The sequence below is a fragment of the Vibrio sp. 10N.286.51.C3 genome, from assembly GCF_003050065.1.
In the GTDB taxonomy this organism is placed as follows: Bacteria; Pseudomonadota; Gammaproteobacteria; order Enterobacterales; family Vibrionaceae; genus Vibrio; species Vibrio crassostreae.
The window spans coordinates 73,979-98,894 of sequence record NZ_PIGC01000003.1; the positions used below are offsets into that span (position 1 = coordinate 73,979).

The window sequence follows — 24,916 nt, forward strand, 5'->3', positions numbered from 1 at the left end:
CAACATTGGTAATTTTTATATGGTGAAAAAAGGAAAACGCTATATTGGACTCTCTCGACAGTTGATCGGGGCCATCATTGCCATCAGTACCTTATTCACAGTTATAGTGACAGGTCTGGGGCTGTATGTGGAGTACCAAAATCGAGTTTCTTTTATCAGTTCTCAGATCGAGCAGGTTAAAGCTGGCTACCTTTCTGGTTTAACGTCAAGCCTATGGGTTGAAGATCGTGCTCAGTTGTTTGTGCAAGCAGAGGGCATCTCACGCCTCCCTTCGGTTAGTTATCTCCTCATTGAAAACCCTGATGAAAAAATCTTAGAGCTTGGCAGCCCTACTGCTGGGCAATCGTATTCTCAGTCATGGGAAATGGTGTATCAGATGGGGGGAAAAGACTTCCCACTTGCAACCCTCACGGTGCAATCCGATTTAAGTATGATCCTCAATGACTTCGAAGAGCGAGTGCTGTTGCTACTCGCTTTTGAAGCCGTGAAAATATTTTTGTTGTCATTGGTTTCTTTGGCCATTGTTTATCGCTTGGTAGTCAAACGCTTAATGACCATGTCTTCTCAGATAAACGAGCAGCAAGTTGAAGACAATAAACCACGTTTTTTAACGCCAACCGACTCTACTTATAAAGATGAAATATCGACGTTGGAAAACAGCTACAACCAATCAATTGAACGCATTCGTCAACAGTATCAAGAGTTGATTAAAGCCAAAGAGACGGCTGAAGTTGCTAACCGTAACAAGAGTGAATTTTTGGCTAACATGAGCCACGAAATCCGCACTCCAATGAATGGAATTATCGGACTTTCGTCTCTGCTTTCAGAAATGGATATGCCGAAAGAGCAAAAAGAGTACGTCAACATGCTTAATACCTCTTCGTTGACTCTTCTCGACCTTATCAACGACATTTTGGATTATTCGAAAATTGAAGCGGGTCGTTTAGAACTTCAGCAAGAACCGATGAAAATGATGGGCATTGCTGCTGATGTAGAGTCGACCTTCAGAGTCAAAGCCGAACAGAAAGGGCTCAGATTCCAACTGGCGATTGATCCTAAGATCCCAACCATGGTGATTGGCGATCGAACCCAGTTAAGACAAGTCCTGAATAACCTAGTCGGCAACGCAATCAAATTTACTGAGCATGGTCATGTCACGCTCTCACTTCGCTTGGAAGAAGTCATCGAACCAGAACAAAAGCTCAGAGTGAAATTTGAGGTGACCGACAGTGGTATCGGTATCGCAGAAGACAAGCAACAATCGGTGTTTGATAAGTTTCAACAAGCAGATGGCAGCACTACGCGTATTTACGGAGGCACCGGGCTTGGTCTAACGATATGCGATAAGATCGTAACCCTAATGGGCAGTAAGCTTGAGCTAACCAGTGTCGAAGGTAAGGGAAGTACATTCTACTTTACTGCTGACTTTGACCCGTGTTTGGACGTCGACGAGAGCAACATTGATTTTAATAAAGTCTCTGTACTACTGGTTGATGATAGCCAGCTGAACATGCGTATTACCTCTACACAGCTTCAGTCATTTGGCGTGACCTCCAAGTGCTGTGAAACCGCTACTCAAGCGTTAGATCTGGTTTCAGAGTCTGTTGCGAAGTCGTCACCTTATGATCTGGTGTTGATTGATAAAGTCATGCCTTCCATCGATGGGTTCCAGCTAGCAAGAAGGTTAATGGAGCGATTTGGTAAAGATTGTCCTAAATTGGTAATGATCTCTGCCGACCCAAGAAAACAAGATGAAGTACGCGCTAAGCAAGTGGGGTTTGTTGCCTACATTGCTCGTCCTTATCAAGATAACCAACTTAAATGGACCGTCAGTGAGGTACTCGCAAGATCGGCGGATACTTCAACCTTCACCTATCCAAACCGAGGTGAAGTCGCGTTTAAGGATAATGAGCCTGCACCAACAACTAAACCAGCGGTGGTGGCGAAAGAGAGCGTCAAGGCTGAAGAGTCTAAGCCTGAAACCGCGTTATTTAGCGGAAAAGTGTTGGTGGTTGAAGACTCAAGAGTGAACCAACAAGTCGCCAAAATGATGCTCAAGAAGTTGGGTTTTGAAGTCGACATCGCAGACAACGGTAAAGTTGGAGTCGAGAAATTCAAATACAATGAGTACGTGATGATTTTTATGGATTGTCAGATGCCGGTTCTTGATGGCTTTGAAGCAACGAAACAGATTCGAGCGCTGGAGGAGGGGACTTCTAAACATATCCCTATCGTTGCGCTCACTGCCAACGTTGTACAGCGAGACAAGCACTTATGCTTCGATGTGGGGATGGATGAGTTTTTACCTAAGCCTGTTAATCAAGGCAAGCTGAGAGAGATTGCCGCGAGTTTTATGTCGGATAAAAGCGATCTCGCGGGCGAAAGTGAGCAGAAGATTGTTTAGGTTCAACTAGCTGATGTCTCGCTAAAGCATACTCAATCAAATAAAACTCCGACTGAATCCGTCGGAGTTTTTTTTAGCTAATTAGTACTTGGTTAGCTAACACATATCGAGTTAATCAAAACATTTAGATAGCCAATGCACCGCTTATCAATACAGATTGAATTCATAAGTTGTTGTACTTAAGACGTAAGCAAGGAGGAACGGTTGTCATATGGGTGAAATGCAACTGCCACGAAAATACGCTTAATTTGTCACAATTTCGTAATAGCATACTGCCAACTTGAACTCCTGTTTAACCTTAACGAAATTCAACCTGTGAGAGCCTAAGATGTTCAAACCTTTGTATGTATTTGATATGGATGAAACGCTGATCAATGCCGATGCAGCGATGCTCTGGAATGAATTCTTGGTTGAAAAGGGCATTGCCACTGCCCCCAACTTTATCGAAGAAGATAAGCGCTTAATGGGCCTGTATTCAGAAGGTAAGCTGAACATGGAAGATTACCTAACATTTTCCATGCAGCCACTGGCCGACATGCCAACAGAGCAAGTCACCGCATTGGTTGAAGAGTGTGTCGAACAGCATATTTTGCCTAAGCAATTCAAGCAGTCGAAACCTTTGATTGAACAGCTAGAAAATGACGACATCGATATGCTGATCATTTCTGCCAGCGTAACTTTCTTAGTGGAAGCCGTGGGCCGTAAGATGGGTATCGAAAACGCACTTGGTATCGATTTGATAGAAAAACAAGGCCGTTTTACGTCTCAAATATCAGGTGTACCAAGTTACCGAGAAGGTAAAGTCACACGTTTAAAAGAGTGGTTAGACAATCAAGAAACCAACTACTCAGACATTCACTTTTATACGGATTCAATCAACGACTTACCTTTGTGTGAACACGCTGATTTTGCTTATTTGGTGAACCCATGCCCGCGTTTAAAAGCGTTAGCCGATCAACCGAATTGGTCGATTCTCGACTGGGATTAACGCGATTCTTATATTCGAATTAGCTTCGTTCTAGAACTCATCAAGCCGCTGACACAGCGGCTTTTTTGCATCATCAGTCTAATGTTCGATTTATTACCTCAGCTGATAAAAGTACGTATGTAACAATTCAATAACATCCATTCCTCAGTTGTAAATCAAACCACCACCTTTCAATCCCTTGATAGCACTCACTTTCCTGCCTTAGTTGTCTGTGTGTAACAAATATTTTACAAGTTGACGGGTTTTCATCGAAATTACCCATTTTCCTCCATCCATTCCATTATCTCGGCTTGTGGGCCAAATTTAATTAAGGACAAAAAACAATCATTTCACAAAAAACGTAACACAAAACCAATAGGTACAAGGAGAAAGTTCATGGTGGATACATACAACCCGCTTGGCACGGATGGATTCGAGTTTGTTGAATACACGGCCGTTGACCACAAGGGAATTGAGCAACTTAAAGCGCTGTTTGTGTCACTTGGTTTTGCTGAGATCGCTAAGCACCGTTCAAAAGAGGCTTGGCTGTATCGACAAGGTGACATCAACTTTATCGTCAATGAACAGCCACACAGCCAAGCCGAAGCGTTTGCTAAGGTACATGGGCCATCGGTCTGCGGCATGGCTTTTCGTGTGAACGAAGCAACGACGGCCATGGAGCAAGCGTTCAAGGGCGGTGGTGAAGAGCACAAAACAGAAATAGGGCCGATGGAGCTGAGCATTCCTGCCATTTACGGTATCGGTGAAAGTTTGCTTTATTTCGTAGACCGTTACGGCAAGCAGAGCATCTATGATGTTGATTTCCGATTCTATGATGATGCGGAAGAGCGTATGGCGAAAGCTGATGTAGGCCTTTACGAGATCGATCACCTCACGCACAACGTGAAACAAGGCAACATGGACCTGTGGTCTGGTTTTTATGAGCGTATCGGCAACTTCCGTGAGATTAGATACTTCGATATTGAGGGTAAGCTAACAGGCCTTGTGAGCCGCGCCATGACCTCACCATGTGGCAAAATCCGTATCCCTATCAATGAGTCTTCAGACGATAAATCACAAATTGAAGAGTTTATTCGCGAATACAACGGTGAAGGCATTCAACACATCGCACTTGCTACAGATGACATCTACAAAACAGTGAAAACCCTGCGTGATCGCGGCATGGACTTTATGCCAACCCCAGATACTTACTATGAGAAAGTTGATGAGCGCGTTAAAGGCCATGGGGAAGACACCGATCTGTTGCGTGACCTGCGCGTTCTGATTGATGGTGCGCCGACCAAAGACGGCATCTTGCTGCAAATTTTCACGCAGACAGTAATCGGGCCTGTGTTCTTTGAAATCATCCAGCGTAAAGGCAACGAAGGCTTTGGCGAAGGCAACTTCAAGGCGCTGTTTGAATCGATTGAAGAGGACCAGATTCGTCGAGGAGTATTAGACGATGCATAAATGGATCTCATTTCCTCATCGGGAGGGGGTATGCTCGAAACAAGCGCATGCCGACTTCCCTGAAGAGGCAATCTATGAGCGAGAGGCGGGCCGAAGTGGTTTCTTCGGCCCTGCCGCTCACTTTCATCACCAACATGCGCCAACAGGTTGGTCGGAGTGGGAGGGCGATTTACGTCCTCGCGCTTTTGATTTTACGCTGGTGGAGAAAGCTAGCCAGATAACCCCTTGGGCGGTGCCTCATCTTTTGCACAACGCAGACTGCAAAATCCGCGTATGGCGCATGGATGAGAAGATGGATTTCTTGGTGCGTAACTCTGACGGTGATGAGCTGCTGTTCATTCATCAAGGCAGCGCCGATCTCTATTGTGACTATGGTCATCTAGAGGTGAGTGAAGGGGATTACGTGATGATCCCGCGCTCGACCAACTGGCGTTTAGAGCCAAGCGAGCCGATGTTTATCTTGATGATTGAGAACACAGACGCGGCTTACTCGTTGCCAGAGAAAGGCATGGTCGGCAATCACGCGGTATTTGATCCGGCGGTTCTTGAAACCCCGTCGATCAACGATCAATTCCGCGCTCAGTATTCTGAAAACCAGACTCAGGTTCAGGTGAAGCGCCACGACAAAGTCAGCGTGATCACCTATCCGTTCAATCCATTGGATGCAATTGGCTGGCATGGCGACTTAGCTGTGGTGAAAGTGAATTGGCGCGATATCAGACCGCTGATGTCGCATCGCTACCACTTGCCACCTTCTGCACACACTACCTTTGTTGGCGCAGGCTTTGTGGTGTGTACCTTTGTGCCGCGCCCGATTGAGAGCGATCCTGGTGCATTGAAAGTGCCGTTCTACCACAACAATGATGACTACGACGAAGTGCTGTTCTATCACGCTGGTGACTTTTTCAGTCGCGACAATATTGAAGCGGGCATGGTGACTTTCCATCCAGCTGGCTTCACGCATGGGCCTCATCCAAAGGCTTTCAAGGCGGGGCAGGCGCATAAGAAGAAGTTTACCGACGAAGTGGCGGTGATGATCGATACTCGCCATGCACTGCAGTTCTCTGAGGAACTCGATAGCGTTGAAAACAAAGAATATGTCTACAGTTGGCAAGAGAAGTAAGGGGCAACAAGGATGAAATTAGCAACCAAGAAAAATGGTACTCGCGATGGCCTATTGATGGTCGTGAGTAAAGATCTCAAACAGTGCGTGCCAGCGACGGAGATTTTCCACGCAATGCATCTTGCACCCACCATGCAGGTAGCCTTGGATAACTGGGACAGCGTTGCTCCTCAGTTAGAAGAGTTATACACCTCGCTCAATAACGGGCATGTGACGGGAAGTGAAGTGTTTGCCACTCAGTATTGTGAATCACCATTGCCACGCGCTTATCAATGGGCTGATGGCAGCGCTTATGTAAACCACGTTGAACTGGTGCGTAAGGCTCGTGGTGCTGAAATGCCAGAAAGCTTCTGGGTCGATCCATTAATGTATCAAGGCGGCTCAGATGCCTTTATTGGTCCACGTGACAATATTGAATTTGCTAGCGACGAGTGGGGTATCGATTTTGAGGGCGAAGTCGCGATTGTGACCGGTGACGTGCCAATGGGTGCAAGTGCTAAACAGGCGCACGAGTCGATTCGATTACTGATGTTGGTGAACGATGTGTCGCTGCGCGGCTTGATTCCGGCTGAGCTCGCGAAAGGCTTTGGTTTCTTCCAGTCTAAACCGTCTTCGGCGTTCTCTCCGGTTGCGGTAACACCTGATGAGCTTGGCGAGCAATGGAAAGGCAGCAAGGTACATCTACCGTTGATATCGACCTACAACGACCAGCCTTTTGGTTGTCCTAATGCAGGTGTGGACATGACCTTCAATTTCGCTGAACTAGTAGTCCATGCTGCGAAAACTCGCCCACTATCGGCCGGTGCAATCATTGGCTCGGGCACGGTTTCTAATAAGCAAGGCACTGACCACGGCACCTCAATTGCCGAAGGCGGTGTGGGTTATTCATGTATTGCCGAAGTGCGAATGATTGAGACGATTCGTGATGGTAAGCCTTCGACTCAATTCATGTCGTTTGGCGATTCGATCAAGCTTGAGATGTTCGATGCAGCGGGTGACTCCATTTTTGGTGCGATTGACCAAAAAGTGAGCCAGTATCGAGCGCTATAATCCACGTAATAGGATTTCTGTATGAGTGAGAGCATCGTGAACAAGAACATTATACTTTACGGTTACTGGCGCTCGTCCGCAGCCTATCGAGTGCGTATTGGATTAAACCTGAAGCAACTCAACTACGAGTCTAAATCGGTGCACTTGGTGCGTAATGGCGGTGAGCAGCATGCCCCACAATATCGTGAGCTCAACGCCAGCCAATTAGTGCCCGTGCTGGTGGATGGTGAAGTTCAACTCAATCAGTCACTGGCTATTCTTCAATATCTCGATGAACACTATTTGTGTGAGAGCAGCCCTGACTCCTCGCTCATTCCAGAGCAAACACCATTGCGCTATCAAGCACTGGCGATGGCTCAGGACATTGCGATGGAAATTCACCCTCTGAATAATCTACGTGTGTTGCAGTATTTGGAGCGAGAGTTGTCGTGCGAGCAAGAGGCAAAAATGGACTGGCTTCACTATTGGATGAGCCAAGGTTTCTGTGCTCTAGAAGAGAAGTTGGCAAAGCACAGAAAAGCACACGGTGACTCTGTGTATAGCCTCACGGATTCACCATGCATTGTCGATATCTGCTTGGTGCCGCAGGTGTATAACGCGCTGCGCTTTGGCGTTGATATGTCGCCTTATCCGCTGATTAACTCGATTGTCGAAGCGTGTAACCAGTTACCTGCGTTCATTGATGCGATGCCAGAAAATCAGGCGGATGCGAATGAGTCCATGTAGATTCATTGATGTAAACGCAAATACTCTTCCCTTGCGCTACCAAACCGTTTCTTGAAAGAAGCTGTTTCCAAAAATAAAAATATTAAATTCAGTGAGTGAGTGAGTGAGTGAATGAATATTTATCCCATTTGGCACTAATATGGCCTTAATAAAAAAGCCTCGTTATTAAATAAGAGGCTTTAACCCAAGGTTTTATATTAGTTGTGATTATCATTCGATAATGCTAATAATAAATAACACCTTCGCCTTTCGTAATTAGAGTACCAGCTTCATTGGTAATTATTTTATCTAAATCAAATAGTGAACCAATCGCCGCATTACCCAATCCAGCTTCAACGAATTTACAAACGGCATCAATTTTTGGCCCCATAGAACCAGCAGGGAATGAAAATTCTGCTAAACCAGCAGGCGTTGCTTGCTTCATTTCTGCTTGGTCTTCTTTACCATAGTTACGGAAAATCGAACCATCTGTTAAGATAATAAATAAGTCAGCATGGATTTTTTCAGCCAGTAATTCAGCCGTAAGATCTTTGTCAATTACGCACTCTACGCCAGTACTCTTACCTTGCTCGATACTCACGGGAACACCGCCGCCACCACAAGCGATAACAAGATTTTCTGTATCTAGAAGAGTTTCAATTTGCTGAATTTCAACAATGTTTTTGGGCAGAGGAGAAGGCACAACGCGACGGTAGTACTCGCCATCAGCTTTAAATTGCATTGTGCTCTGAGCCATTAACTCTTTAGCTCGTTGCTCTGTATATACAGGGCCAACAAATTTAGTCGGGTTAGCAAACGCAGGGTCTTTTTTGCATACTTCAGTTTGCGTGACTAGCGTCGCTACGTCTAATTCAGGATCAATGTTTCTTAGCTCTTGTTGTAACATGTAGCCCACCATGCCACAGGTTTGAGAGCCGAGCACATCCATTGGGTACGAGGTCGTCTCTGGTGAATATTCGCTATAAGCTGCGTTTTGCTCCATCAACAAACCTACTTGTGGGCCATTACCATGAACGATAACAATCTCATGCTCGCGAGCGATCGCGGCAATACTCGCCGCGGATTTGATTATATTTTCACGTTGGTTCTCAGCCGTTAATGCTTGGCCTCTTGCTAAAAGAGCGTTACCGCCTAAAGCTAATACTATGCGCATGATAATGTCTCCGATCATTTTATAATGATTTTATTTTACGTAGGAATTAACCGCTTGTTATTTCTAGTTGGGTTCAAGCTTATTAATAACAATGACTAGGTTGTTAATTACTCTTAAGTAATTAACATGCCGAGATAGTATGGGAAAATAACCGTTCTAAATGTGATAGCTATCAAATTATCATTTGACTAGAAATGGAGCTGTGGAAACGGCAATTATTTAAATTCGATTAAATATCCATAAGCTTGGATACAATCTAGCGGTGGAGTCTTTTTTGGTATAAATGATTCGTCTTTAGTGAATATTATCTCAGGCTATAAAATGACTATTTTTCTATTTTTGTTTTAAATATGATGAGCAGATCGCATTAAGAACTTTAGAAAAGGCACGAGGCCATACTGAGGTGAGGATTCACGAGCTTAGTAGTTTAGAATCGGTTTTTATCGGCCAACCAAGGGCTGCTTAAAGTGTTTAGTGTTTAATGCTTCTCCCGTTACTTGCTTCATTCAGTCATCGGTTTTCAATCGGCTGCCTTTACTCTAGATGTTGTCTGATAGCTAAATGCTCCATATATCTTGCACACAACCGTTTGTCGGTAAAAGCCGTTTTACGGGGCACTAATCGAAAAGGGAGAGCTTTTGAACCAGGAAATGCCAAGGGTTAAAAATCATATTGTGACAATTTTGGACATAAATACGTGAGCTTATTTACTCTAAATTACTTCTGTCAGATTAGAAAAAGCATCTAGAAAGACCTTGAAGAAACAATCGATGTGAGTTCTCCTCTAAAAAATATCGCAGAATTTAACTCTTATTTGTTAAATCCCTAGTAACTCATCTGAATACTTTATAAGCCCTTTAGCACCGAAACCATTCTCAATTTTTTCATAGGTATAATAAGTTATTGACTCACTATTACGCACAGCTTGCACTAAAGTATTGCCATGCTGGTCGATAACACTAGTTGGTGCGGTTTGCTCTAGGGTCGAGGAGTTGACAGAAATGATTGTGAATACATTCTCGATAGCCCGAGATACTAGATGTGATTTGATGATTGAGAGTCGGTTGTCGTCAGGTTTGTCTTGAACGTCGCATAGACAAACAACCGTAACATCGACTTTTTCTTTGTATAGTTCTCTGAAGTATTCTGGGAATCGAATTTCGTAGCAAACTCGAACACCAATCCTAATACCCTTAATCTCAACGACGCCATTAAAATTACTATCTACAACGAAGTTATCAGCATCCCAACCCCATAGTGCTCTTTTGTCATAGTATTGCACGTAACCTGAAGGCTCTATGATAGCGATAGAATTGGCCGCACGTTCACCGCACTGACGGATACAACCAAGAAAGAGGTAGATCTGTTTTTCTTTTACAAGCTCAATTATTTCATTGAAAGCAATATCTTGTTGTTCAAAGTCTATGTTGGAAACAGAACTAATTTCCACGGGTGGGTAGCCTGATAAAGCACACTCTTGCGTAAGTAGAACTTGCGTATCATTTTCGCTAGCTTCACATATAGCTCTCTTAATCGTTTGATAATTATCAGTTGATTTCGCACTAATAGGAAACTGTAACAAGGCAAACTTCATTAATTTGTATCCTTATTTGTATTGCGGTATGTGGCCCCCCCTTGAGTGGTATGTCGTGCTCCCCGAAATTACACTAATCAAAACCCTAATAAATAGGGTTCCTTTCAACTAACAATCAGTGCCTTCTGAAAGCAATAATGCATCTTCTAATTCAACACCAAGATAGCGAATCGTGTTATCTACCTTTGTATGTCCCAGTAAAAGCTGTACCGCTCGAATGTTTTTCGTTTTTGCATAGACCAATGTAGCTTTGGTTCGCCTCATTGAGTGAGTGCCATACAGGTTCGAATCCAACCCAAGATCTGACGCCCACTTTCTAACTAGATTTCTATAGTAAGAATAGCTAATTGGTTGTTGCTTTCGTCTTTGGCTTGGAAAAAGATAATCGCTGGCGTTTAGCGAAGAAATCAAAATCCATTTCATTAGACTTTGTTGAGTTCTTGTCGTTATTTCAAATTGAACTTCAATGTCTGTTTTTCGCTGAATATGCTTAACACGACTAAATATCTTATCTTGCGAAGATACATCGCAAACCCTGAGCGAGAGCAAGTCACTCGCTCTAAGTTTGCTATCAATAGCTAAGTTAAGTACCGCAAGCTGCATTAAACTATTTTCAATCTCTAGTCTGGTTCTGATCCGCCATATTTCCTCAAGCCGAAAAGGCTTTTTGACGCCACTTCGTTTTGTTTTGTTGAAAACCACCATGATGACCTCCTTCTTTATTTGGTCATCACGATTGTAGTTGGAAGGGTATGGGCAGAAGCTTGTCACTGGCTTTGCCAATTTAGCATTTAACGGATTATCTTCGGTATCGCTGCAGAGAAGACTACACATTATCTTCAGAACTATTACAGCCCTTTTATTTTATTCTTAGCTAAGTTTTCTTGTTGCTTAAGAAACATGAAAAAGTTTGTCTCACTAATAAATGTGTTCCCATTTGCACCTAACTTCTCCCTATTCTCAAATAGGTAATTTTTATGTGGATGGTTCGAAAGGTTAACGCTCACAACAGGCGACTGGAGTGAAATCTTTCTAATTTTCTCCATACTACTCAAGAACTGGTCAATCATTTTTGGATCGTTGCCACTTACGCTATGACCACCAACGATAAAAGCACGATGTTCAACACCGTTATCTTCGACTGTGAAGTCTAGGGAAAAGTCACCTTCAGTGTGACCCGGTGTGAGATAGAACTTAAACTCATGATCACCAATAACCATAGAGCTATCGCTTTTTATCTCTATGTCTAGGTTTGGTGGAAGGAACTTGTTCTCACCTTTGCTTTTATTTGATTGCTGTATAGATAGCTCATGAGCGCTTTTGGTCATCACAACTTTAGAACCATACATCTTTTGAAGTAACTGAGCGCCCCCAACATGGTCAGAATGTCCATGCGTCACCAATATGTGCGTTATTGGCTTATCTTCTAACCCTAACTTCTTAAGGTTGATAGGAATCCACTTAGAATAAGGGGAATCAAGAGTATCAATTATTACTAGTCCATCATCTGTGGCAATTGCATATGATGAAGCCCATTTGTCCCCAACATAATAAACATTATCAAACATCTGAAACGGTTCTACATAACCGTTCTTATCATTCATCGTTGGAACATCTTTACTTGAGGAAGCAAAGACCGATGCACTGAAGAGAGCACCTAATATAATTTTTTTCACGACATCACCTGCAAACACTTACTGATTCGTTTAAGTTCTGACTTACCAAGACACTTCCTTGAGCGCTGAGTAAGTCCAAAAGTAAGCTACGATTTTGAAAGCAATTTGTTGCACAATCAAGGCAAAAAGTATTCTATTTACTTTGTGAACTACCGATAGAACTACAGCGTCCGGATAAGGAAATAAATTTTTTGAAATAAGACTGTTGACTAAATTATTCTTATCAAATTTTGGGGCTATCCAAACAAACTTTGGGGCAAAAGTGAGTCAGCCGTAATTGACTGACTCAAGGGAAGCTCTCTTAGCTATTTGATCGGAATATAGATTTCGGTTTTTAAATTCTCAGGTTTAGTTCGTCTTGGGTCTCGATTCAGGTATACCTCAAAGCATGGTTGATCTCGCAGTTCAAACCCACTCTCTGGTAGCCATTTCAAGAGTAAATAGCTATAAGCTTCAGAGAGTTTCTCGTAAGTACCTTTGTGTAAGGCCTTGGCATATTTGCCACCCAAGATTGTCTTGCGCTCGATACCTTCAGGTAATTCCATCTCAGTAACGATCGTTGCACATGCATCGTAGCGTATATTATCTACAAGGGTTATATTCGGGTCGTCATGGCTTATTCCTATCGTTATTGTCTCGGGTTGAATTAAGCGATTAGAATAAACAAACGGCATCAGTTGACCCCATGCGGTTGCAGCAGCATCATTGTATTTGCCACTACCTCTGGAATACAGGACTTCCGTAGACTTGCGATCGACAACGTTTATATTCATCTTTATGTCCTCAAAACTAGTGAGTTGTTGCCCTTTTAAGGCAGGAACTGTTTTTTGATGACGAATATACGATGGTGTACAAGAGAACTGCTTTCGCATCGCCTTATTAAAAGAAGCTTGGTTTTCATAGCCACAAGAAAAAGCAATCTCAGTCATGCTCTCATCCCCATAAGCAATACTTCGTGCCGCCCTCTCTAAAAGCAGGCGCTTACGCATCGCATATACACCCTCGCCATAATAGGCTCGGAACAAGTGATGAAAATGGTATTTTGAGAAGTGAAATTTTGATAATAGCTCTTCTATTACCATCGGTTGATCAAGGTGAGATTCTAAATACCTCACTACCTTCTCCAACCTCACATAGTTGTTCTGCATTACTTATACATCCATCCTATTTCGACATAGGTAGTGTCCTATACCGCGAGACTAAGTGATTTTCCATTATTGCTAATTTGTCTGAAAGTTTAGATTCAAGACCGTTTTCAAACCTGACATCAATCTAAAAAATACAAGCAACATAAGAAAAAGTAACTAAAGAACATTGCCAATTTGGCTACTGAATAAAACACTACGGGGCCGAAATGAGTTCGAGCAGTCTGTTGGAACGGCTTAAAGCTAGAGTTAAAAAGTGACAGACATATCCTGACTACTCTACCTAAAAACATCGAATACTAAGATCAAAAAAACCTCCACAGCGTCACTTCATTATCCGTGGAGGGGCGCTTCTCACTCACGCTCTTCTAGGTCTTAACACTAAAGCGAAACTACACGCTTTATCTCTTCCAAAACCTCGGCGTTAGCGATAGCCCCGAGGTTTTCTACATCCTTACCATTCACCACCTGTTTCACCGCCAATTCCACCAGTTTGCCAGAGCGTGTTTTCGGCACGTCACTGATAGCAAAAATCTGGCTTGGTACATGCCTTGGTGAGCAAGAGGACTTGAGCTTGCTCTTGATGGCAGCCAATAGCGTTTCATTTAGAACCACGTCTTGCTGCAACTGAACGAACAGCCAGATCTGCTCATTGCGGTCGACATCTTTACCGACGGCGATGGAATCTATGATGCCCTCAATGGTGTTCACTTGTTGGTAGATCTCAGCAGTACCAATACGAACACCTCCAGGGTTGAGTGTAGTGTCACCTCGCCCGTAGAACAGATAACCGCCATGCACGCTCTGTGCGACTTCGTCACCGTGGTGCCATACATTTTCGAATCTATCCCAATAAGTGCTGTGGTAGCGCTCTCCGGTATCATTCCAGAAGCCAACTGGGAAGTTTGGGAGGGAATTCGTGCACACCAGTTCACCACGTTCGTGATTAACCTTGTGACCAGACGAATTGAACACCTTGATGTCGACGCCAAGCCCTGCCTGTTGGCATTCACCGCGATGCACTGGCGAGATAGGATTACCCAACACAAAGCAGCCACAAATATCTGTACCACCAGAAATAGACGCCAAATGCAGATCTTGTTTGATGTGTTCGTAAACATAATCAAACTGCTCTGGGTAGAGCACAGAACCGGTCGAGCACAGTGTTTTTAGGTGAGGAAGAGAGTGGCTTTCGATAGGCGAGAGTTCTGCCTTCTCGATCGCTTCTAGATACTTGGCAGAGGTACCAAACAGCGACACATCGGCGCGCTGTGCCAAGTCCCATAGAACATTGGGTTGCGGGTAAACCGGGCTACCATCAAAGATCACTAAACAAGCGCCGCTGGCAAGCGCAGAGACGTGCCAGTTCCACATCATCCAACCACAAGTGGTGTAGTAGAACACGCGGTCGTTTGGCTTAACATCGCAATGAAGCTGATGCTCTTTTAGGTGGTTGATGGTGGTGCCACCAACCGAGTGAACAATACACTTTGGCTTGCCTGTTGTGCCGGAAGAGTAGAGTACAAACAATGGTTCATTGAAGCTGACACGCACAAATCGTACAGGTTGTGGCTGATAATGATTGATCATGCTGTGCCAGCTTCGAATCGACACATCATTTTCAAAGTCATTCCTTCCCAAGTAACCGATCTGACACACCTGTTTTAGATCGGTTAAGTGCTCGATGATTTCACGGTTCTTGTCCGTCATATCGAACGTTTTGCCATTGAAGGTATAGCCATCACAGGTGAACAGCACCTTGGGTTTCACTTGGCCAAATCGTTCAATCACACTCTCGACACCAAAATCAGGCGAGGTCGATGTCCAAATCGCGCCCAAGCTGGTGGTTGCCAGCATCGCTATTACGGTTTGTGGCAGATAGGGCGTATACGCAGCAACCACATCACCTTGCTTCACTCCGCTATCGACAAGCCATTGCTGAACGCTAGAGACCGCTTCACACAGGGTTTTCCATGTATAACTCTGTTGTTCGCCACGTTCATTCTCAAACCAAATCGCCAGTTCATTAGGCATGACGTACGCCAAATTCAGCAAGTTCTCGGCGTAGTTTACTTGTGCATTGGGAAACCAAACCGCATCACGATTCGATTTAGGCTGCTGCCAGCGGCTCTCACCTTGAGCTTTGATGGTCTCGCTTTCTGCCTTGTTAGTAGAGCCTTGCGAGCCAACCATTTCACAAAACTGCCACACGTTTTTCCAAAACGATTCCGGATGTTCTACAGACCATTGATGGAGTTCGGCGTAGCTTTTTACGTCCCTATCTAGGTTTAACCCAGATTGTTCAAGGCTATCGATAAATCGGGTTAAGTTGGCATCGGCGATACGCTGCTCGCTTGGCTGCCAAATGGGCTTATTGCTTTCGTGCATTCCTTTACCTTTAACAAAAAGTTAACGTTTTCAGTCTGGTATTTAGGTTTTACAAAGTCAAAAGTTCAGCAAAATAAGCGTCTGGCGGAATTGTGTAAATAAAATGTTACACGATCGCCTATTTCGAAAAATCGCGCAAATTGGCGCTTATAAGGAGTGGAGATAGGCTTAAAGTGAGACATTCGAAAGGAGGTGTGTAATGACTCAATATCATTCTAAGCCCGTGAGCCAAGAGGGATGGGTTGAGTGGAGCCTCGAAGAAGATGCCATTTGGCACGACTTGGTGAAAAGGCAACTGGACGTCATTAGTGACCGCGCTTGTGATGCCTATTTGCACGGTTTGACCCTGCTGGATCTGCCATTAGACAGAGTTCCTCAGCTTCCAGAGATAAATAAAGTGCTAAAGGAAACAACAGGTTGGCAGGTTCAGCCTGTTCCGGCGTTAATCGATTTCGACCGTTTCTTTGATTTGCTCGCGAATAAGAAATTCCCCGTCGCGACATTTTTGAGAACGCGAGATGAGTTCGATTACTTACAAGAACCTGATTTCTTTCATGAAATTTTTGGTCATTGTGCCATGCTTACTAATGCTGATTTCGCAGCATTCACTGAGCATTATGGAAAACTAGGCCAAGCGGCGACATCAAAACAGCGCGCTTATCTTGCCCGTTTGTATTGGTTTACGGTCGAGTTCGGTTTAGTAAAAGAAGGCCAACAACTGAAAATATATGGCGGTGGCATCCTTTCGTCTCCGGCGGAAACCATGTATGCGTTGGGAGGGGATTTGGCCGTTCGCGAGCGGTTCGATCTGCAAACGGTTTTAAGAACTCCTTATCGCATCGACATCATGCAGCCGAAATATTACGTGATCGACGAGCTATCTGAGCTCTTCAAAATCAGTCAGGAAAACCTATTACAGCAAGCTGATCTCGCGATTGATGCGGGGTTACTACCACCACTTTTTGAACCCAAGGAACCAACAAATGTTGAATGAACAAAAATGCGAAGCCTGCAGTATCGACGCGATTGCCCTAAGTAAAGACGAGCAACAATCTTTACTGTTGGAGTTGTCTGATTGGCAGATCATGGAAAGAGACTGCATCCCACAGCTTGAGAAGGTGTTTAAGTTTAAGAACTACAAGCAAGCATGGGCATTCAGCAACAAAGTGTCAGAGTTGGCAGAAGAAGAGTTCCACCATCCTTCGATCTTATTGGAGTGGGGCAAAGTCACCGTCACTTGGTGGAGTCACTCAATCAAAGGTCTCCACAAAAATGATTTCATCTGCGCCTCACGCTGTGATGTATTCGCGGTGAGTGAGTAGTTTCATAGATTAGAAATCACTCTTTCGCCTTTGTGATGTGATTAACTCATTATTCGGCTCATTAGGTGAGTCGAATAAGCAATACTTTCGCATCATGGGGCGTCACTTCTCTCAAACTAGCTTGACCTGCATCAGCGACTTGCTTGGTTTCGGGTCTCATAAACCCTTTCTGTTACTCATAGTATTGGTTTTATGAGGCTGCTCTATGATATATTTCTCGGCCAAGTGTATTACAGACGAAGGCTAGCAATGTCTATCAACCTTTCACTCCTTCCACCCAGCGAGAAAAATAAAATCGAACTGGATAAGCAAGCATCGTTTCTTGTATGGAAACTGAAGCAAGCGAAATGTGGCCCTGAAGCCATTGTTGAAGAAGCAATGAAGCTAGGTGACCCAGAAGAAAAGGCTTGGTTTGATCAGTCTGTAGAAAAATACAAACGGGTAATGGGTGTCGCATAAACGCAGACAAACCTTGCCCAGCAGTGCTGTAGAATTGAAATGACACAGTAATTTGCTAGAATTTGCACCGTTAATTGAATCAGAGAGAAGATCCCGATGGGAAGAAGTTTTGAAGTGCGCAAGGCCTCAATGGCGAAAACTGCAGGCGCAAAAATTAAAGTTTATTCTAAATACGGTAAAGAGATTTACGTACTGGCTAAGAACGGCAGCTCTGACCCAGACATGAACCTACCTCTTAAGCACCTGATTGCTAAAGCGAAGAAAGACCAAGTACCAGCTCACGTTATCGACAAAGCGATCGATAAAGCGAACGGCGGCGGCGGTGAAGACTTCCAACCAGCTCGTTACGAAGGTTTTGGCCCAGGTGGCACAAGCGTAATCGTTGACTGTCTAACTGACAACGGCAACCGTACTTTCCAAGACGTTCGCCAATGTTTCGTTAAGACTGGCGCGAAAATCGGTGTTGAAGGTACTGTTTCTCACATGTTCGCTCACCAAGCTGTATTCCAGTTCAAAGGCGAAGACGACGAGATCATCCTAGAAACGCTAATGATGGAAGACGTAGACGTGACTGACGTTGAGCTAGAAGACGGTGTTATCACTGTATTCGCTCCAACGACTGAGTTCTTCAAAACGAAGACTGCACTAAACACTGCGTTCCCAGAGCTAACTCTAGACGTTGAGGAAATCACTTTCGTTCCTCAAACGACTACGCCAGTAGCTGAAGAAGATTCTGAGAAGTTCCAGAAGTTCTTAGACATGCTTGACGACTGTGATGATGTTCAGCAGGTTTACCACAACGCTGAGCTGTAATCTTTACAGTAACAACAGTTATTAAAAAAACCGAGCCTAGTGCTCGGTTTTTTTATGGGCGCAATTCAGGCGTTTATCCATGAACAGCGTTTTTTGAACGCATCTCTTTGATCGCTGCCTCTTGATGATATTGTCTAGACCATAGCTCCTGGACATTAACCCTTGATCATCGTTCCGTGATCTCAGGTTCGCAAAGCGTTCTCGGGCGACAAATCCATGCAGAGAGTTTTCTGATCAAAGGGAGCACGGTGAGGTTGAGCACGATGGCACACGGCCAAGCAATGAAAAAGCTTTGCATCCAGATTGGCGGCCATTCGTGGCTGAACCCCATTTTGTAGCCAGAAATTAACCCAGACATGATGGTCGCCATGGTCAGGGAGGATAAAATCGCGGTTACCCAAAATTGTTTGTTGTTCATATTATGTTTCTCCCGTGATTTTCTGTTGTTGATGAGATAAGGTTACTCCTATCCATTAATGAGAAAAACAGGCATATATAGAAGTATGAATTCCATATTTGGAAACATTGATGATCTGTTCTTATTCTGTGCAGTGGTTGAAGAGGGCTCTTTGCTATCGGCTTCGAAACGGCTGCAACTGCCTGTGTCGACTATGTCACGTCGGTTAACCGCATTGGAAGATCGCCTCAATATCCGACTTTTAGAAAAGAAAGGTCGTGAGCTGGTGGCCACTAAAGACGGTGAGGCGGCCTTTGCTGCACTGAGCAGTGGCATGGAGTCTATCCATCAAGGCTTTAATAGCTTGTTGGAAGAGCGTGATGCTATCCAAGGCAAGATTAAGCTCGCAGTGCCTCATAACTTCTACAGTGGCTTTCTACGCTCGACGGTAGAGCAATTCCTCACTCAATATCCAAACGTTCATCTCGACCTAACTCTGAGCCAGCAGCAGCTTATTCCGCAGACCGATCGTGACTTACTGATCACGTTTAAGATCTCGGACATGGAAGGCATGATTGCTCGACCGCTTTTCAAGGCCAAACACGGATTTTTCGCGAGCCAAGAATATTTGGATTCGCGTGAAACAATAGAAAAGCCGGACGATTTGGAGCTGCAAGATTGGATTAATGTCGATGATGTGTTTGATATGCCGCTCTACAAATCCGACCGCTTAGAGCAGATGATCACGATTAAACCCAAGTTAATCGTCAACGATATTCATGCGGTGGCGGCCGCGGCGCAAAAAGGCTTGGGGCTTGCTTCATTGCCTTTTCGTCATGTATCCCGAGAGATCAATCTGATTCAAGTGCTCCCTGAGTATCATCGGGGTGATCGCCAAGCGTATTTAGTGTACAAAGAAAGAAAATATCAGCCAAAGGCTTTGACCTTGCTTATTGATGCACTGATTGAGAGTGTTCGATCTTTTCATAGCGATGACTTGGTCAAATAAAAGGAGAAAGAAATGAAAGTAAGTTTTATCGGGCTAGGCGTTATGGGCTTCCCAATGGCAGGTCACCTAGTCAAAGCTGGTTTCGAAGTAACGGTATTTAACCGCACTCACAGCAAAGCGCTAGACTGGGCTGATAAACACCAAGGTAAAGCGGCAGAATCTGTGGCTGAGTGTGTCGCAGAAGCCGACGTGGTATTGGTTTGTGTGGGTAACGATGACGACGTGCGCAGCATGACAACCAGCGAAACAGGCGCACTGGCTGCAATGAAGCCAAACGCGATTCTTGTCGACCACACAACAACGTCTGCAATCCTGTCTGAAGAGCTTGAAGTGGCTGCGAAGCAATCAGGTGTTCGCTTTATGGATGCACCAGTATCTGGTGGCCAAGCAGGCGCAGAAAACGGCGTGCTAACTATCATGTGTGGTGGTGAGCAAGAGCTATTCAACGACCTTCAACCTGTATTCGAAGCTTACGGTAAATCGTCAGTTCTGATGGGTAAAGTCGGCCAAGGCCAACGCGCAAAAATGGTTAACCAGATCTGCATCGCGGGTGTATTGAACGGCTTATCTGAAGGCTTGGTACTTGCTGAAAAATCAGGTTTGGATATCCCAACTCTGGTTGATTGCCTTAAAAACGGCGCAGCAGGTTCATGGCAGATGGAAAACCGTGCTACCACAATGGCGCAAGACAAGTTCGATTTCGGCTTCGCAATTGATTGGATGATCAAAGATTTAGGTTTCTGCCTAGATGAAGCAGAACGTCAAGGCATCCAACTTCCGTTGACTGAAAAGACTAACAACGCTTACAAGGCATTGTCTGCTGAAGGACAAGGCCGCATGGATACATCAGTATTGATGAAAGCCGTGGTTGAAGAAACAAAGAAGTAATAGAAGCTTCGTTTAGATAACTAAAAATAGCCGCTGATTAGCGGCTATTTTTTTGGTTTGTGTTAGCTAACTTTATTTAGAACTTTCAGGTGTGTTGGTGGCTTTAATCCCTAGATGTGCTAAAGGCAAAAGTAGCTCATTTGACATCACGTTGTGATAATTTCCTTTATGAACCAAATCTTCATCACTTTCATCAAGAACCAGTTCGATATTGCTTGCCAGATCCGGAAGTAATAAACGAAATGTGTATTCCTTTACACGATTTAAGAAATCAGCCCCTAATTGCGTCAGTTCATCACCAATTACCACTAAATCAGGGTTTAATTGGTTAATATTGTTTACTAATCCATGTGCTAAGCACTTAGCTAAGTAATCAACCGCGTTTATCGCAGCAGATTCTCTGTCATGAAATGCATTTACTACCATTTCAAAGTCCGCGGATGCTAATGAGGCCTCTTCCTTGTAACGTTCAACCAAGGCCGTTGTTGAGCTATACAGCTCAAGGCAACCTAGATTGCCACACTTACATTGCGGCCCTTGAAAATTGATTGATGTGTGACCAATCTCTCCAGCCGTCCCTAAACTACCGTGATAAACCTGCCCTTCAATCACGAGGCCTGAACCTACACCCTGCCCAAGAGATACATACAGTAAAACGCTTGCTTCATAAGTGCTTTGTAGCTGGCGCCAAACCGCGAGTGCAGCCAATTTTGCATCATGGCCTGCATAGATTGGATAGTCTGGAAATTGCTCTCGCATGTGGGAAATAAAATCAACATCTTGCCAATTTTTTGCGTCGGTCATCAGTATAATTTTATTATCTTGCTCTAAGAATGGGCCGGGCATCGCAACCGAGATCCCTAAAATATCACCTTCCTGCTCATTCAGAACATCGCTCACTTGCTTGGTCAAATACTCGATCAGCTCTTCTGGGCTATTATCAGTATTAATTGGTTTGACTATGCTGGTTAGCGAAACACCATTGAGATCGTAGGTATCAATTGAGAAGTTAGTACGCTGTATTCGAACGGACACAATTCGTAGATGTTGGGTATTGAACCCCAAATAAATAGAGCTTCGACCACGTGCCGCTTTTCGCACACCAGTTTCAACAATAAGTCCTTGTTCTATTAGAGGTTTTATCGCTCTAGTTACCGTCGCTTGGTCAAGTCCAACCAATTGGCTGATCTCTTTTCTGGAGCAACTACCACTATTGTGAAGTGCATTAAGAATGACGCGCTTATTATGATTTTGTACATCATCTAACGAAACGCCCAGTCCGCTTCTCATAGGCTTATTCATAGTTCTCCTGACCAATTTGATCTGCAATAACGTTCCAATGGATCTACACAATATATAGAAAAAGTTAAGTTTCAATAAAATCATATAGTTAGAAATTGAGTCTACTTTACTTATGTGAGCGCAATCTCAAGTTCATCATACTATATTTGTTAGCTGCAATTAAATGAAATATATTTGATTGCAGGTTGCAATTAAATATATTTCGATAACATTGGAGGTCCTTGTGGTATTCGATAAGAAGAAGCATCAGGCAATTATTGATCAAGTTGAAGAATACATCGCTGAGCATAAAGATACGGTTAAGCAGCACCATTGGCGTGAACATTACCATTACCAAGCACCGGTAGGCTGGATTAATGACCCGCATGGACTGATTCAATATCAGGGTAAATACCACCTTTTCTATCAACATCATCCTTTTACTGGCAAGTGGGGAACCATGCACTGGGGACATGCAGTCAGCGAAGATCTCATTCACTGGGAAACACTGCCAGAAGCTTTAGCACCAAGCGAAGAATATGACGGCTGGGATGGCGGAGGTATCTTCACGGGTAGTGCTGTGAATAACGATGGTGTGATGACTCTTTTCTATACGGGATGTGCACAAGCTCGCCAAGTTCAATGTATGGCAACGTCGACTGATGGAGTTAACTTTGACAAATATGACGGGAACCCAATCTTATCTGATCCACCAGAGGGAATTAACCTACATGACTTCCGCGATCCAAAGGTTTGGAAGCATGAAGGCTCATGGTACATGGTGACTGGTGTAACAGATGGCGTGAGCGATCTAATTAACCCATCAAACTACGAGACCAATGGATTCGGTAAAGTCTGCCTTCACAAATCAGACAATTTAACCGATTGGGAATTCGTAGGTTATTGTGTAGAGAGTATGGGCGAACTCGGGACAATGCTTGAGTGCCCAAATATCTTCAAATTGGGTGACAAACACGTCCTTATGTATTCACCTATGGGTATGCAACAGCGTCAAGTAGTTTACCTTGTTGGTGACCTTGATTACCGAACTGGTAAGTTCCATTGGTCTACGATGGGTTCTCTAGATTGGGGCTTTGACTACTACGCACCACAAGTGTTCGATGATGAAAATGGGCGCACTCTCATTCAAGCTTGGATCGGTTCATGGCCATTCATGCCATGGTGTGATGGCACTTACGATACCAGTGAACTGGGTTGGTACGGTAGTATCACTTTGGCCCGAGAAGTCTCTTTATGTCACGATGGGAAACTGAAGTTCACGCCTGTGCAAGAAGTTGAAAAATTGCGCCATTCTCCAAAAAGACATACAGAGCTCCAGTTAAACGATGGTGAAAAATTCGCATTTGAAGCTGGTGATAATGTTCACTGTGAAATCATTGCGGACATTGACCTAGCTGCTAGCGATTGTGACAGCGTTGTATTTGAAATTCGCAGTAAAGGTGAGCAGAAAACACTGATTGAGTTGGATTTAAAGAAAGGCGAACTGGCTTTTGATCGTACTCAATCGGGCAGTCGTTCAGCCTTACGTAGAACATGTCCACTAGAGTGTGCGAGTAAAGATCGAGCAAACATCCGTATCTTTATGGACAGTATTTCTGTTGAAATCTTTACCGATGGCGGCCGTACTGTGATGACCAATAACATCTTCTCTGATGAAGATAGTGTAGGTCTCTATGTATACGCTAAGAACGGTAATGCAAGAATTGAGACACTAAAAACATTTGGTATGAAAAGTGTTGCTGAGTAACTGATTCAGCTTTCTCCTTCTTCTTTTTAGCCCAGCTTATTGCTGGGCTTTTTTGTCCCTCAAAAAATATTCCCTTAAAAAAAGTCCTTTTTATCCCACTCAAATAACGATCCTCAAAACAAAAACACGATCCTTTTCACATTCTAAATTCTATTTAATTGTTTCTTGCAATTAAATTAAGTAAGTTTAATTGCAAGAAACAATTAAATCACTTTGGAGAAGAAAATGGCTATCGTTACACTAAGACAATTACTGGATCACGCAGCAGAAAATGGTTACGCAGTTCCAGCATTCAACATCAGCAACATGGAGCAAGGACTTGCTATTGTTCGCGCTGCAGCAAAATGTAATTCAGGTGTCATTCTGCAGGCGAGCATCAATGCTCGTAAAAGCTACGCTGGTGACGTGATGCTTTATAAGATGGTTTGTGCTCTCGCTGAAATGTTCCCGAAAACACCAATCGTTCTTCACCAAGATCATGGCAATAGCGAAGAAACATGCTTGTCAGCAATTCGCCACGGTTTTACATCGGTAATGATGGATGGCTCATTGGAGCGTGATGCTTCAACACCAAGCAGCTACGATTACAATGTAGATATTACTTCTCGTATCGCTCAATCTGCGCACTGGGTAGGTGCTTCAGTTGAAGGTGAGTTGGGTTGTATTGGCTCTTTAGAAACTGGTGAAGCTGAAGCTGAAGATGGCGTTGGTGCTGTTGGTATCCTTGAAAAGAGCCAGCTGCTAACAGACCCAGATCAAGCCGTTGATTTTGTGAAAAGAACAAAGGTTGACGCACTAGCTATCGCTTGTGGTACAAGTCATGGTGCTTACAAGTTCACTCGCAAACCGGATGGCGATATCTTAGCGATGAACGTTATCGAAGAAATTCACTCGAAGCTCCCAACGACTCACCTAGTTATGCATGGTGCCTCATCGGTTCCTCAATACCTTCAAGATATGATCAATGAGAATGGCGGTGAAATGCCTCAAACATATGGTGTGCCAATCGAAGAAATTGAGCGCGGTATCAAACATGGTGTTCGTAAGGTAAATATCGATACTGATTGTCGTATGGCGATGTCTGGTCGCTTCCGAGAACTAGCGATGAAAAACCCACAAGAGTTTGACCCTCGTAAGTTCCTATTAGCAGGAATGGATGAGCTAACGGCACTTTGTTTAAACCGATTTGAACGATTTGGTTGTGCTGGTCACGGTGACAAGATTACACCAATTTCTATGGATGATATGGCTGCACGCTACGCTAGCGGTGAGCTGTAATTCAA

Annotated in this window: 22 protein-coding genes; 14 read left to right on the forward strand and 8 right to left on the reverse strand. The window is 44.0% G+C overall.

The genetic code is table 11. From position 1 onward, the window contains the following. Positions 1-19 precede the first annotated feature (19 nt). The 6 genes from CWO27_RS03805 to maiA all read left to right on the forward strand — a co-directional run bounded on the left by CWO27_RS03805 (position 20) and on the right by maiA (position 7,740). On the forward strand, positions 20-2,404 hold the full coding sequence (locus CWO27_RS03805) for a response regulator (protein WP_102433012.1): 2,385 nt from the start codon (positions 20-22) through the stop codon (positions 2,402-2,404). Positions 2,405-2,732: 328 nt separating this feature from the next. Continuing rightward, positions 2,733-3,392 carry an HAD family hydrolase gene (locus CWO27_RS03810; protein ID WP_107898572.1) on the forward strand — a complete coding sequence of 220 codons (660 nt, stop codon included), beginning with the start codon at positions 2,733-2,735 and terminating at the stop codon, positions 3,390-3,392. A 375-nt stretch (positions 3,393-3,767) separates the two neighbouring features. Next, the gene (gene hppD / locus CWO27_RS03815; RefSeq protein ID WP_107898573.1) at positions 3,768-4,841 is read left to right on the forward strand and encodes a 4-hydroxyphenylpyruvate dioxygenase; all 1,074 of its coding nucleotides are present in this window, start codon (positions 3,768-3,770) and stop codon (positions 4,839-4,841) included. Beyond that, entirely contained in the window at positions 4,834-5,964 is a 1,131-nt protein-coding gene (locus tag CWO27_RS03820; protein ID WP_102433009.1) for a homogentisate 1,2-dioxygenase, read from the forward strand. Before hppD ends, CWO27_RS03820 begins: the two co-directional genes overlap by 8 nt. A 12-nt stretch (positions 5,965-5,976) precedes the next feature. Next, complete coding sequence (locus CWO27_RS03825; RefSeq protein ID WP_107898574.1) at positions 5,977-7,014, forward strand: fumarylacetoacetate hydrolase family protein; 1,038 nt, start codon at positions 5,977-5,979, stop codon at positions 7,012-7,014. A gap of 21 nt (positions 7,015-7,035) precedes the next feature. After that, complete coding sequence (maiA, locus tag CWO27_RS03830; RefSeq protein WP_107898575.1) at positions 7,036-7,740, forward strand: maleylacetoacetate isomerase; 705 nt, start codon at positions 7,036-7,038, stop codon at positions 7,738-7,740. Positions 7,741-7,963: 223 nt separating this feature from the next. Here maiA and CWO27_RS03835 read toward each other — a convergent pair whose 3' ends face one another. From CWO27_RS03835 to CWO27_RS03860, 6 genes are all read right to left on the reverse strand, one after another. Next, the gene (locus CWO27_RS03835; RefSeq protein WP_102431585.1) at positions 7,964-8,893 is read right to left on the reverse strand and encodes a carbamate kinase; all 930 of its coding nucleotides are present in this window, start codon (positions 8,891-8,893) and stop codon (positions 7,964-7,966) included. A gap of 817 nt (positions 8,894-9,710) precedes the next feature. Further along, positions 9,711-10,487 (reverse strand): carbon-nitrogen hydrolase family protein, encoded by a 777-nt coding sequence (locus CWO27_RS03840; protein ID WP_008220335.1) that lies wholly within the window; start codon positions 10,485-10,487, stop codon positions 9,711-9,713. 108 nt (positions 10,488-10,595) lie between these two features. Beyond that, the gene (locus CWO27_RS03845; RefSeq protein ID WP_107898576.1) at positions 10,596-11,192 is read right to left on the reverse strand and encodes a tyrosine-type recombinase/integrase; all 597 of its coding nucleotides are present in this window, start codon (positions 11,190-11,192) and stop codon (positions 10,596-10,598) included. 143 nt (positions 11,193-11,335) lie between these two features. Further along, positions 11,336-12,163 (reverse strand): MBL fold metallo-hydrolase, encoded by an 828-nt coding sequence (locus CWO27_RS03850; RefSeq protein WP_170960788.1) that lies wholly within the window; start codon positions 12,161-12,163, stop codon positions 11,336-11,338. A 305-nt stretch (positions 12,164-12,468) separates the two neighbouring features. After that, positions 12,469-13,311, reverse strand: a complete 843-nt coding sequence (locus CWO27_RS03855; RefSeq protein ID WP_102431583.1) for an AraC family transcriptional regulator — start codon at positions 13,309-13,311, stop codon at positions 12,469-12,471. Positions 13,312-13,689: 378 nt separating this feature from the next. After that, complete coding sequence (locus CWO27_RS03860) at positions 13,690-15,696, reverse strand: acetoacetate--CoA ligase (protein WP_102431582.1); 2,007 nt, start codon at positions 15,694-15,696, stop codon at positions 13,690-13,692. A gap of 199 nt (positions 15,697-15,895) precedes the next feature. Between CWO27_RS03860 and phhA the strand changes: the two genes are divergently transcribed. The 4 genes from phhA (at position 15,896) to CWO27_RS03880 (ending at position 18,290) form a co-directional block, all read left to right on the forward strand. Next, positions 15,896-16,690: a phenylalanine 4-monooxygenase gene (gene phhA / locus CWO27_RS03865; RefSeq protein ID WP_048660545.1), complete on the forward strand. Its 795-nt coding sequence runs from the start codon at positions 15,896-15,898 to the stop codon at positions 16,688-16,690. Then, on the forward strand, positions 16,680-17,018 hold the full coding sequence (locus tag CWO27_RS03870) for a 4a-hydroxytetrahydrobiopterin dehydratase (protein WP_102431581.1): 339 nt from the start codon (positions 16,680-16,682) through the stop codon (positions 17,016-17,018). The genes phhA and CWO27_RS03870 overlap by 11 nt, the downstream gene beginning before the upstream one ends. A 249-nt stretch (positions 17,019-17,267) precedes the next feature. Beyond that, positions 17,268-17,477: a DUF3283 family protein gene (locus tag CWO27_RS03875; protein ID WP_004732615.1), complete on the forward strand. Its 210-nt coding sequence runs from the start codon at positions 17,268-17,270 to the stop codon at positions 17,475-17,477. 96 nt (positions 17,478-17,573) lie between these two features. After that, positions 17,574-18,290 carry a YebC/PmpR family DNA-binding transcriptional regulator gene (locus tag CWO27_RS03880; RefSeq protein ID WP_017057670.1) on the forward strand — a complete coding sequence of 239 codons (717 nt, stop codon included), beginning with the start codon at positions 17,574-17,576 and terminating at the stop codon, positions 18,288-18,290. 166 nt (positions 18,291-18,456) lie between these two features. Here CWO27_RS03880 and CWO27_RS03885 read toward each other — a convergent pair whose 3' ends face one another. Beyond that, positions 18,457-18,708 carry a DUF2798 domain-containing protein gene (locus CWO27_RS03885; protein ID WP_057622702.1) on the reverse strand — a complete coding sequence of 84 codons (252 nt, stop codon included), beginning with the start codon at positions 18,706-18,708 and terminating at the stop codon, positions 18,457-18,459. A gap of 85 nt (positions 18,709-18,793) precedes the next feature. Here CWO27_RS03885 and CWO27_RS03890 point away from each other — a divergent pair, with 85 nt between their 5' ends. Further along, a complete protein-coding gene (locus tag CWO27_RS03890; RefSeq protein ID WP_107898578.1) occupies positions 18,794-19,696 on the forward strand; it encodes a LysR family transcriptional regulator in 903 nt (300 codons plus the stop codon). A gap of 12 nt (positions 19,697-19,708) precedes the next feature. Next, positions 19,709-20,584, forward strand: coding sequence for an NAD(P)-dependent oxidoreductase (locus tag CWO27_RS03895; RefSeq protein WP_102431578.1), 876 nt, complete (start codon positions 19,709-19,711; stop codon positions 20,582-20,584). Between the two features lie 72 nt (positions 20,585-20,656). On the opposite strand, the gene CWO27_RS03900 is transcribed toward CWO27_RS03895, so the two are convergent. Beyond that, positions 20,657-21,886 carry an ROK family transcriptional regulator gene (locus tag CWO27_RS03900; RefSeq protein WP_107898579.1) on the reverse strand — a complete coding sequence of 410 codons (1,230 nt, stop codon included), beginning with the start codon at positions 21,884-21,886 and terminating at the stop codon, positions 20,657-20,659. A 223-nt stretch (positions 21,887-22,109) separates the two neighbouring features. Between CWO27_RS03900 and CWO27_RS03905 the strand changes: the two genes are divergently transcribed. Further along, positions 22,110-23,633, forward strand: a complete 1,524-nt coding sequence (locus CWO27_RS03905; RefSeq protein WP_057622708.1) for a glycoside hydrolase family 32 protein — start codon at positions 22,110-22,112, stop codon at positions 23,631-23,633. Positions 23,634-23,858: 225 nt separating this feature from the next. Next, positions 23,859-24,911 carry a class II fructose-bisphosphate aldolase gene (gene fba, locus CWO27_RS03910; protein ID WP_048660554.1) on the forward strand — a complete coding sequence of 351 codons (1,053 nt, stop codon included), beginning with the start codon at positions 23,859-23,861 and terminating at the stop codon, positions 24,909-24,911. Positions 24,912-24,916 lie beyond the last annotated feature (5 nt).

Excerpts from the sequence above, each read along its gene's own strand:
- CWO27_RS03805 (WP_102433012.1), top strand. The coding sequence starts at position 20 with ATGGTGAAAAAAGGAAAACGCTATATTGGACTCTCTCGACAGTTGATC.
- CWO27_RS03895 (WP_102431578.1), top strand. The coding sequence starts at position 19,709 with ATGAAAGTAAGTTTTATCGGGCTAGGCGTTATGGGCTTCCCAATGGCA.
- CWO27_RS03845 (WP_107898576.1), bottom strand. The coding sequence starts at position 11,192 with ATGGTGGTTTTCAACAAAACAAAACGAAGTGGCGTCAAAAAGCCTTTT.
- CWO27_RS03890 (WP_107898578.1), top strand. The coding sequence starts at position 18,794 with ATGAATTCCATATTTGGAAACATTGATGATCTGTTCTTATTCTGTGCA.
- hppD (WP_107898573.1), top strand. The coding sequence starts at position 3,768 with ATGGTGGATACATACAACCCGCTTGGCACGGATGGATTCGAGTTTGTT.
- CWO27_RS03835 (WP_102431585.1), bottom strand. The coding sequence starts at position 8,893 with ATGCGCATAGTATTAGCTTTAGGCGGTAACGCTCTTTTAGCAAGAGGC.
- CWO27_RS03860 (WP_102431582.1), bottom strand. The coding sequence starts at position 15,696 with ATGCACGAAAGCAATAAGCCCATTTGGCAGCCAAGCGAGCAGCGTATC.
- CWO27_RS03840 (WP_008220335.1), bottom strand. The coding sequence starts at position 10,487 with ATGAAGTTTGCCTTGTTACAGTTTCCTATTAGTGCGAAATCAACTGAT.
- CWO27_RS03825 (WP_107898574.1), top strand. The coding sequence starts at position 5,977 with ATGAAATTAGCAACCAAGAAAAATGGTACTCGCGATGGCCTATTGATG.
- CWO27_RS03870 (WP_102431581.1), top strand. The coding sequence starts at position 16,680 with ATGTTGAATGAACAAAAATGCGAAGCCTGCAGTATCGACGCGATTGCC.
- CWO27_RS03900 (WP_107898579.1), bottom strand. The coding sequence starts at position 21,886 with ATGAATAAGCCTATGAGAAGCGGACTGGGCGTTTCGTTAGATGATGTA.
- phhA (WP_048660545.1), top strand. The coding sequence starts at position 15,896 with ATGACTCAATATCATTCTAAGCCCGTGAGCCAAGAGGGATGGGTTGAG.
- CWO27_RS03880 (WP_017057670.1), top strand. The coding sequence starts at position 17,574 with ATGGGAAGAAGTTTTGAAGTGCGCAAGGCCTCAATGGCGAAAACTGCA.
- fba (WP_048660554.1), top strand. The coding sequence starts at position 23,859 with ATGGCTATCGTTACACTAAGACAATTACTGGATCACGCAGCAGAAAAT.
- CWO27_RS03820 (WP_102433009.1), top strand. The coding sequence starts at position 4,834 with ATGCATAAATGGATCTCATTTCCTCATCGGGAGGGGGTATGCTCGAAA.
- maiA (WP_107898575.1), top strand. The coding sequence starts at position 7,036 with ATGAGTGAGAGCATCGTGAACAAGAACATTATACTTTACGGTTACTGG.
- CWO27_RS03855 (WP_102431583.1), bottom strand. The coding sequence starts at position 13,311 with ATGCAGAACAACTATGTGAGGTTGGAGAAGGTAGTGAGGTATTTAGAA.
- CWO27_RS03885 (WP_057622702.1), bottom strand. The coding sequence starts at position 18,708 with ATGAACAACAAACAATTTTGGGTAACCGCGATTTTATCCTCCCTGACC.
- CWO27_RS03875 (WP_004732615.1), top strand. The coding sequence starts at position 17,268 with ATGTCTATCAACCTTTCACTCCTTCCACCCAGCGAGAAAAATAAAATC.
- CWO27_RS03810 (WP_107898572.1), top strand. The coding sequence starts at position 2,733 with ATGTTCAAACCTTTGTATGTATTTGATATGGATGAAACGCTGATCAAT.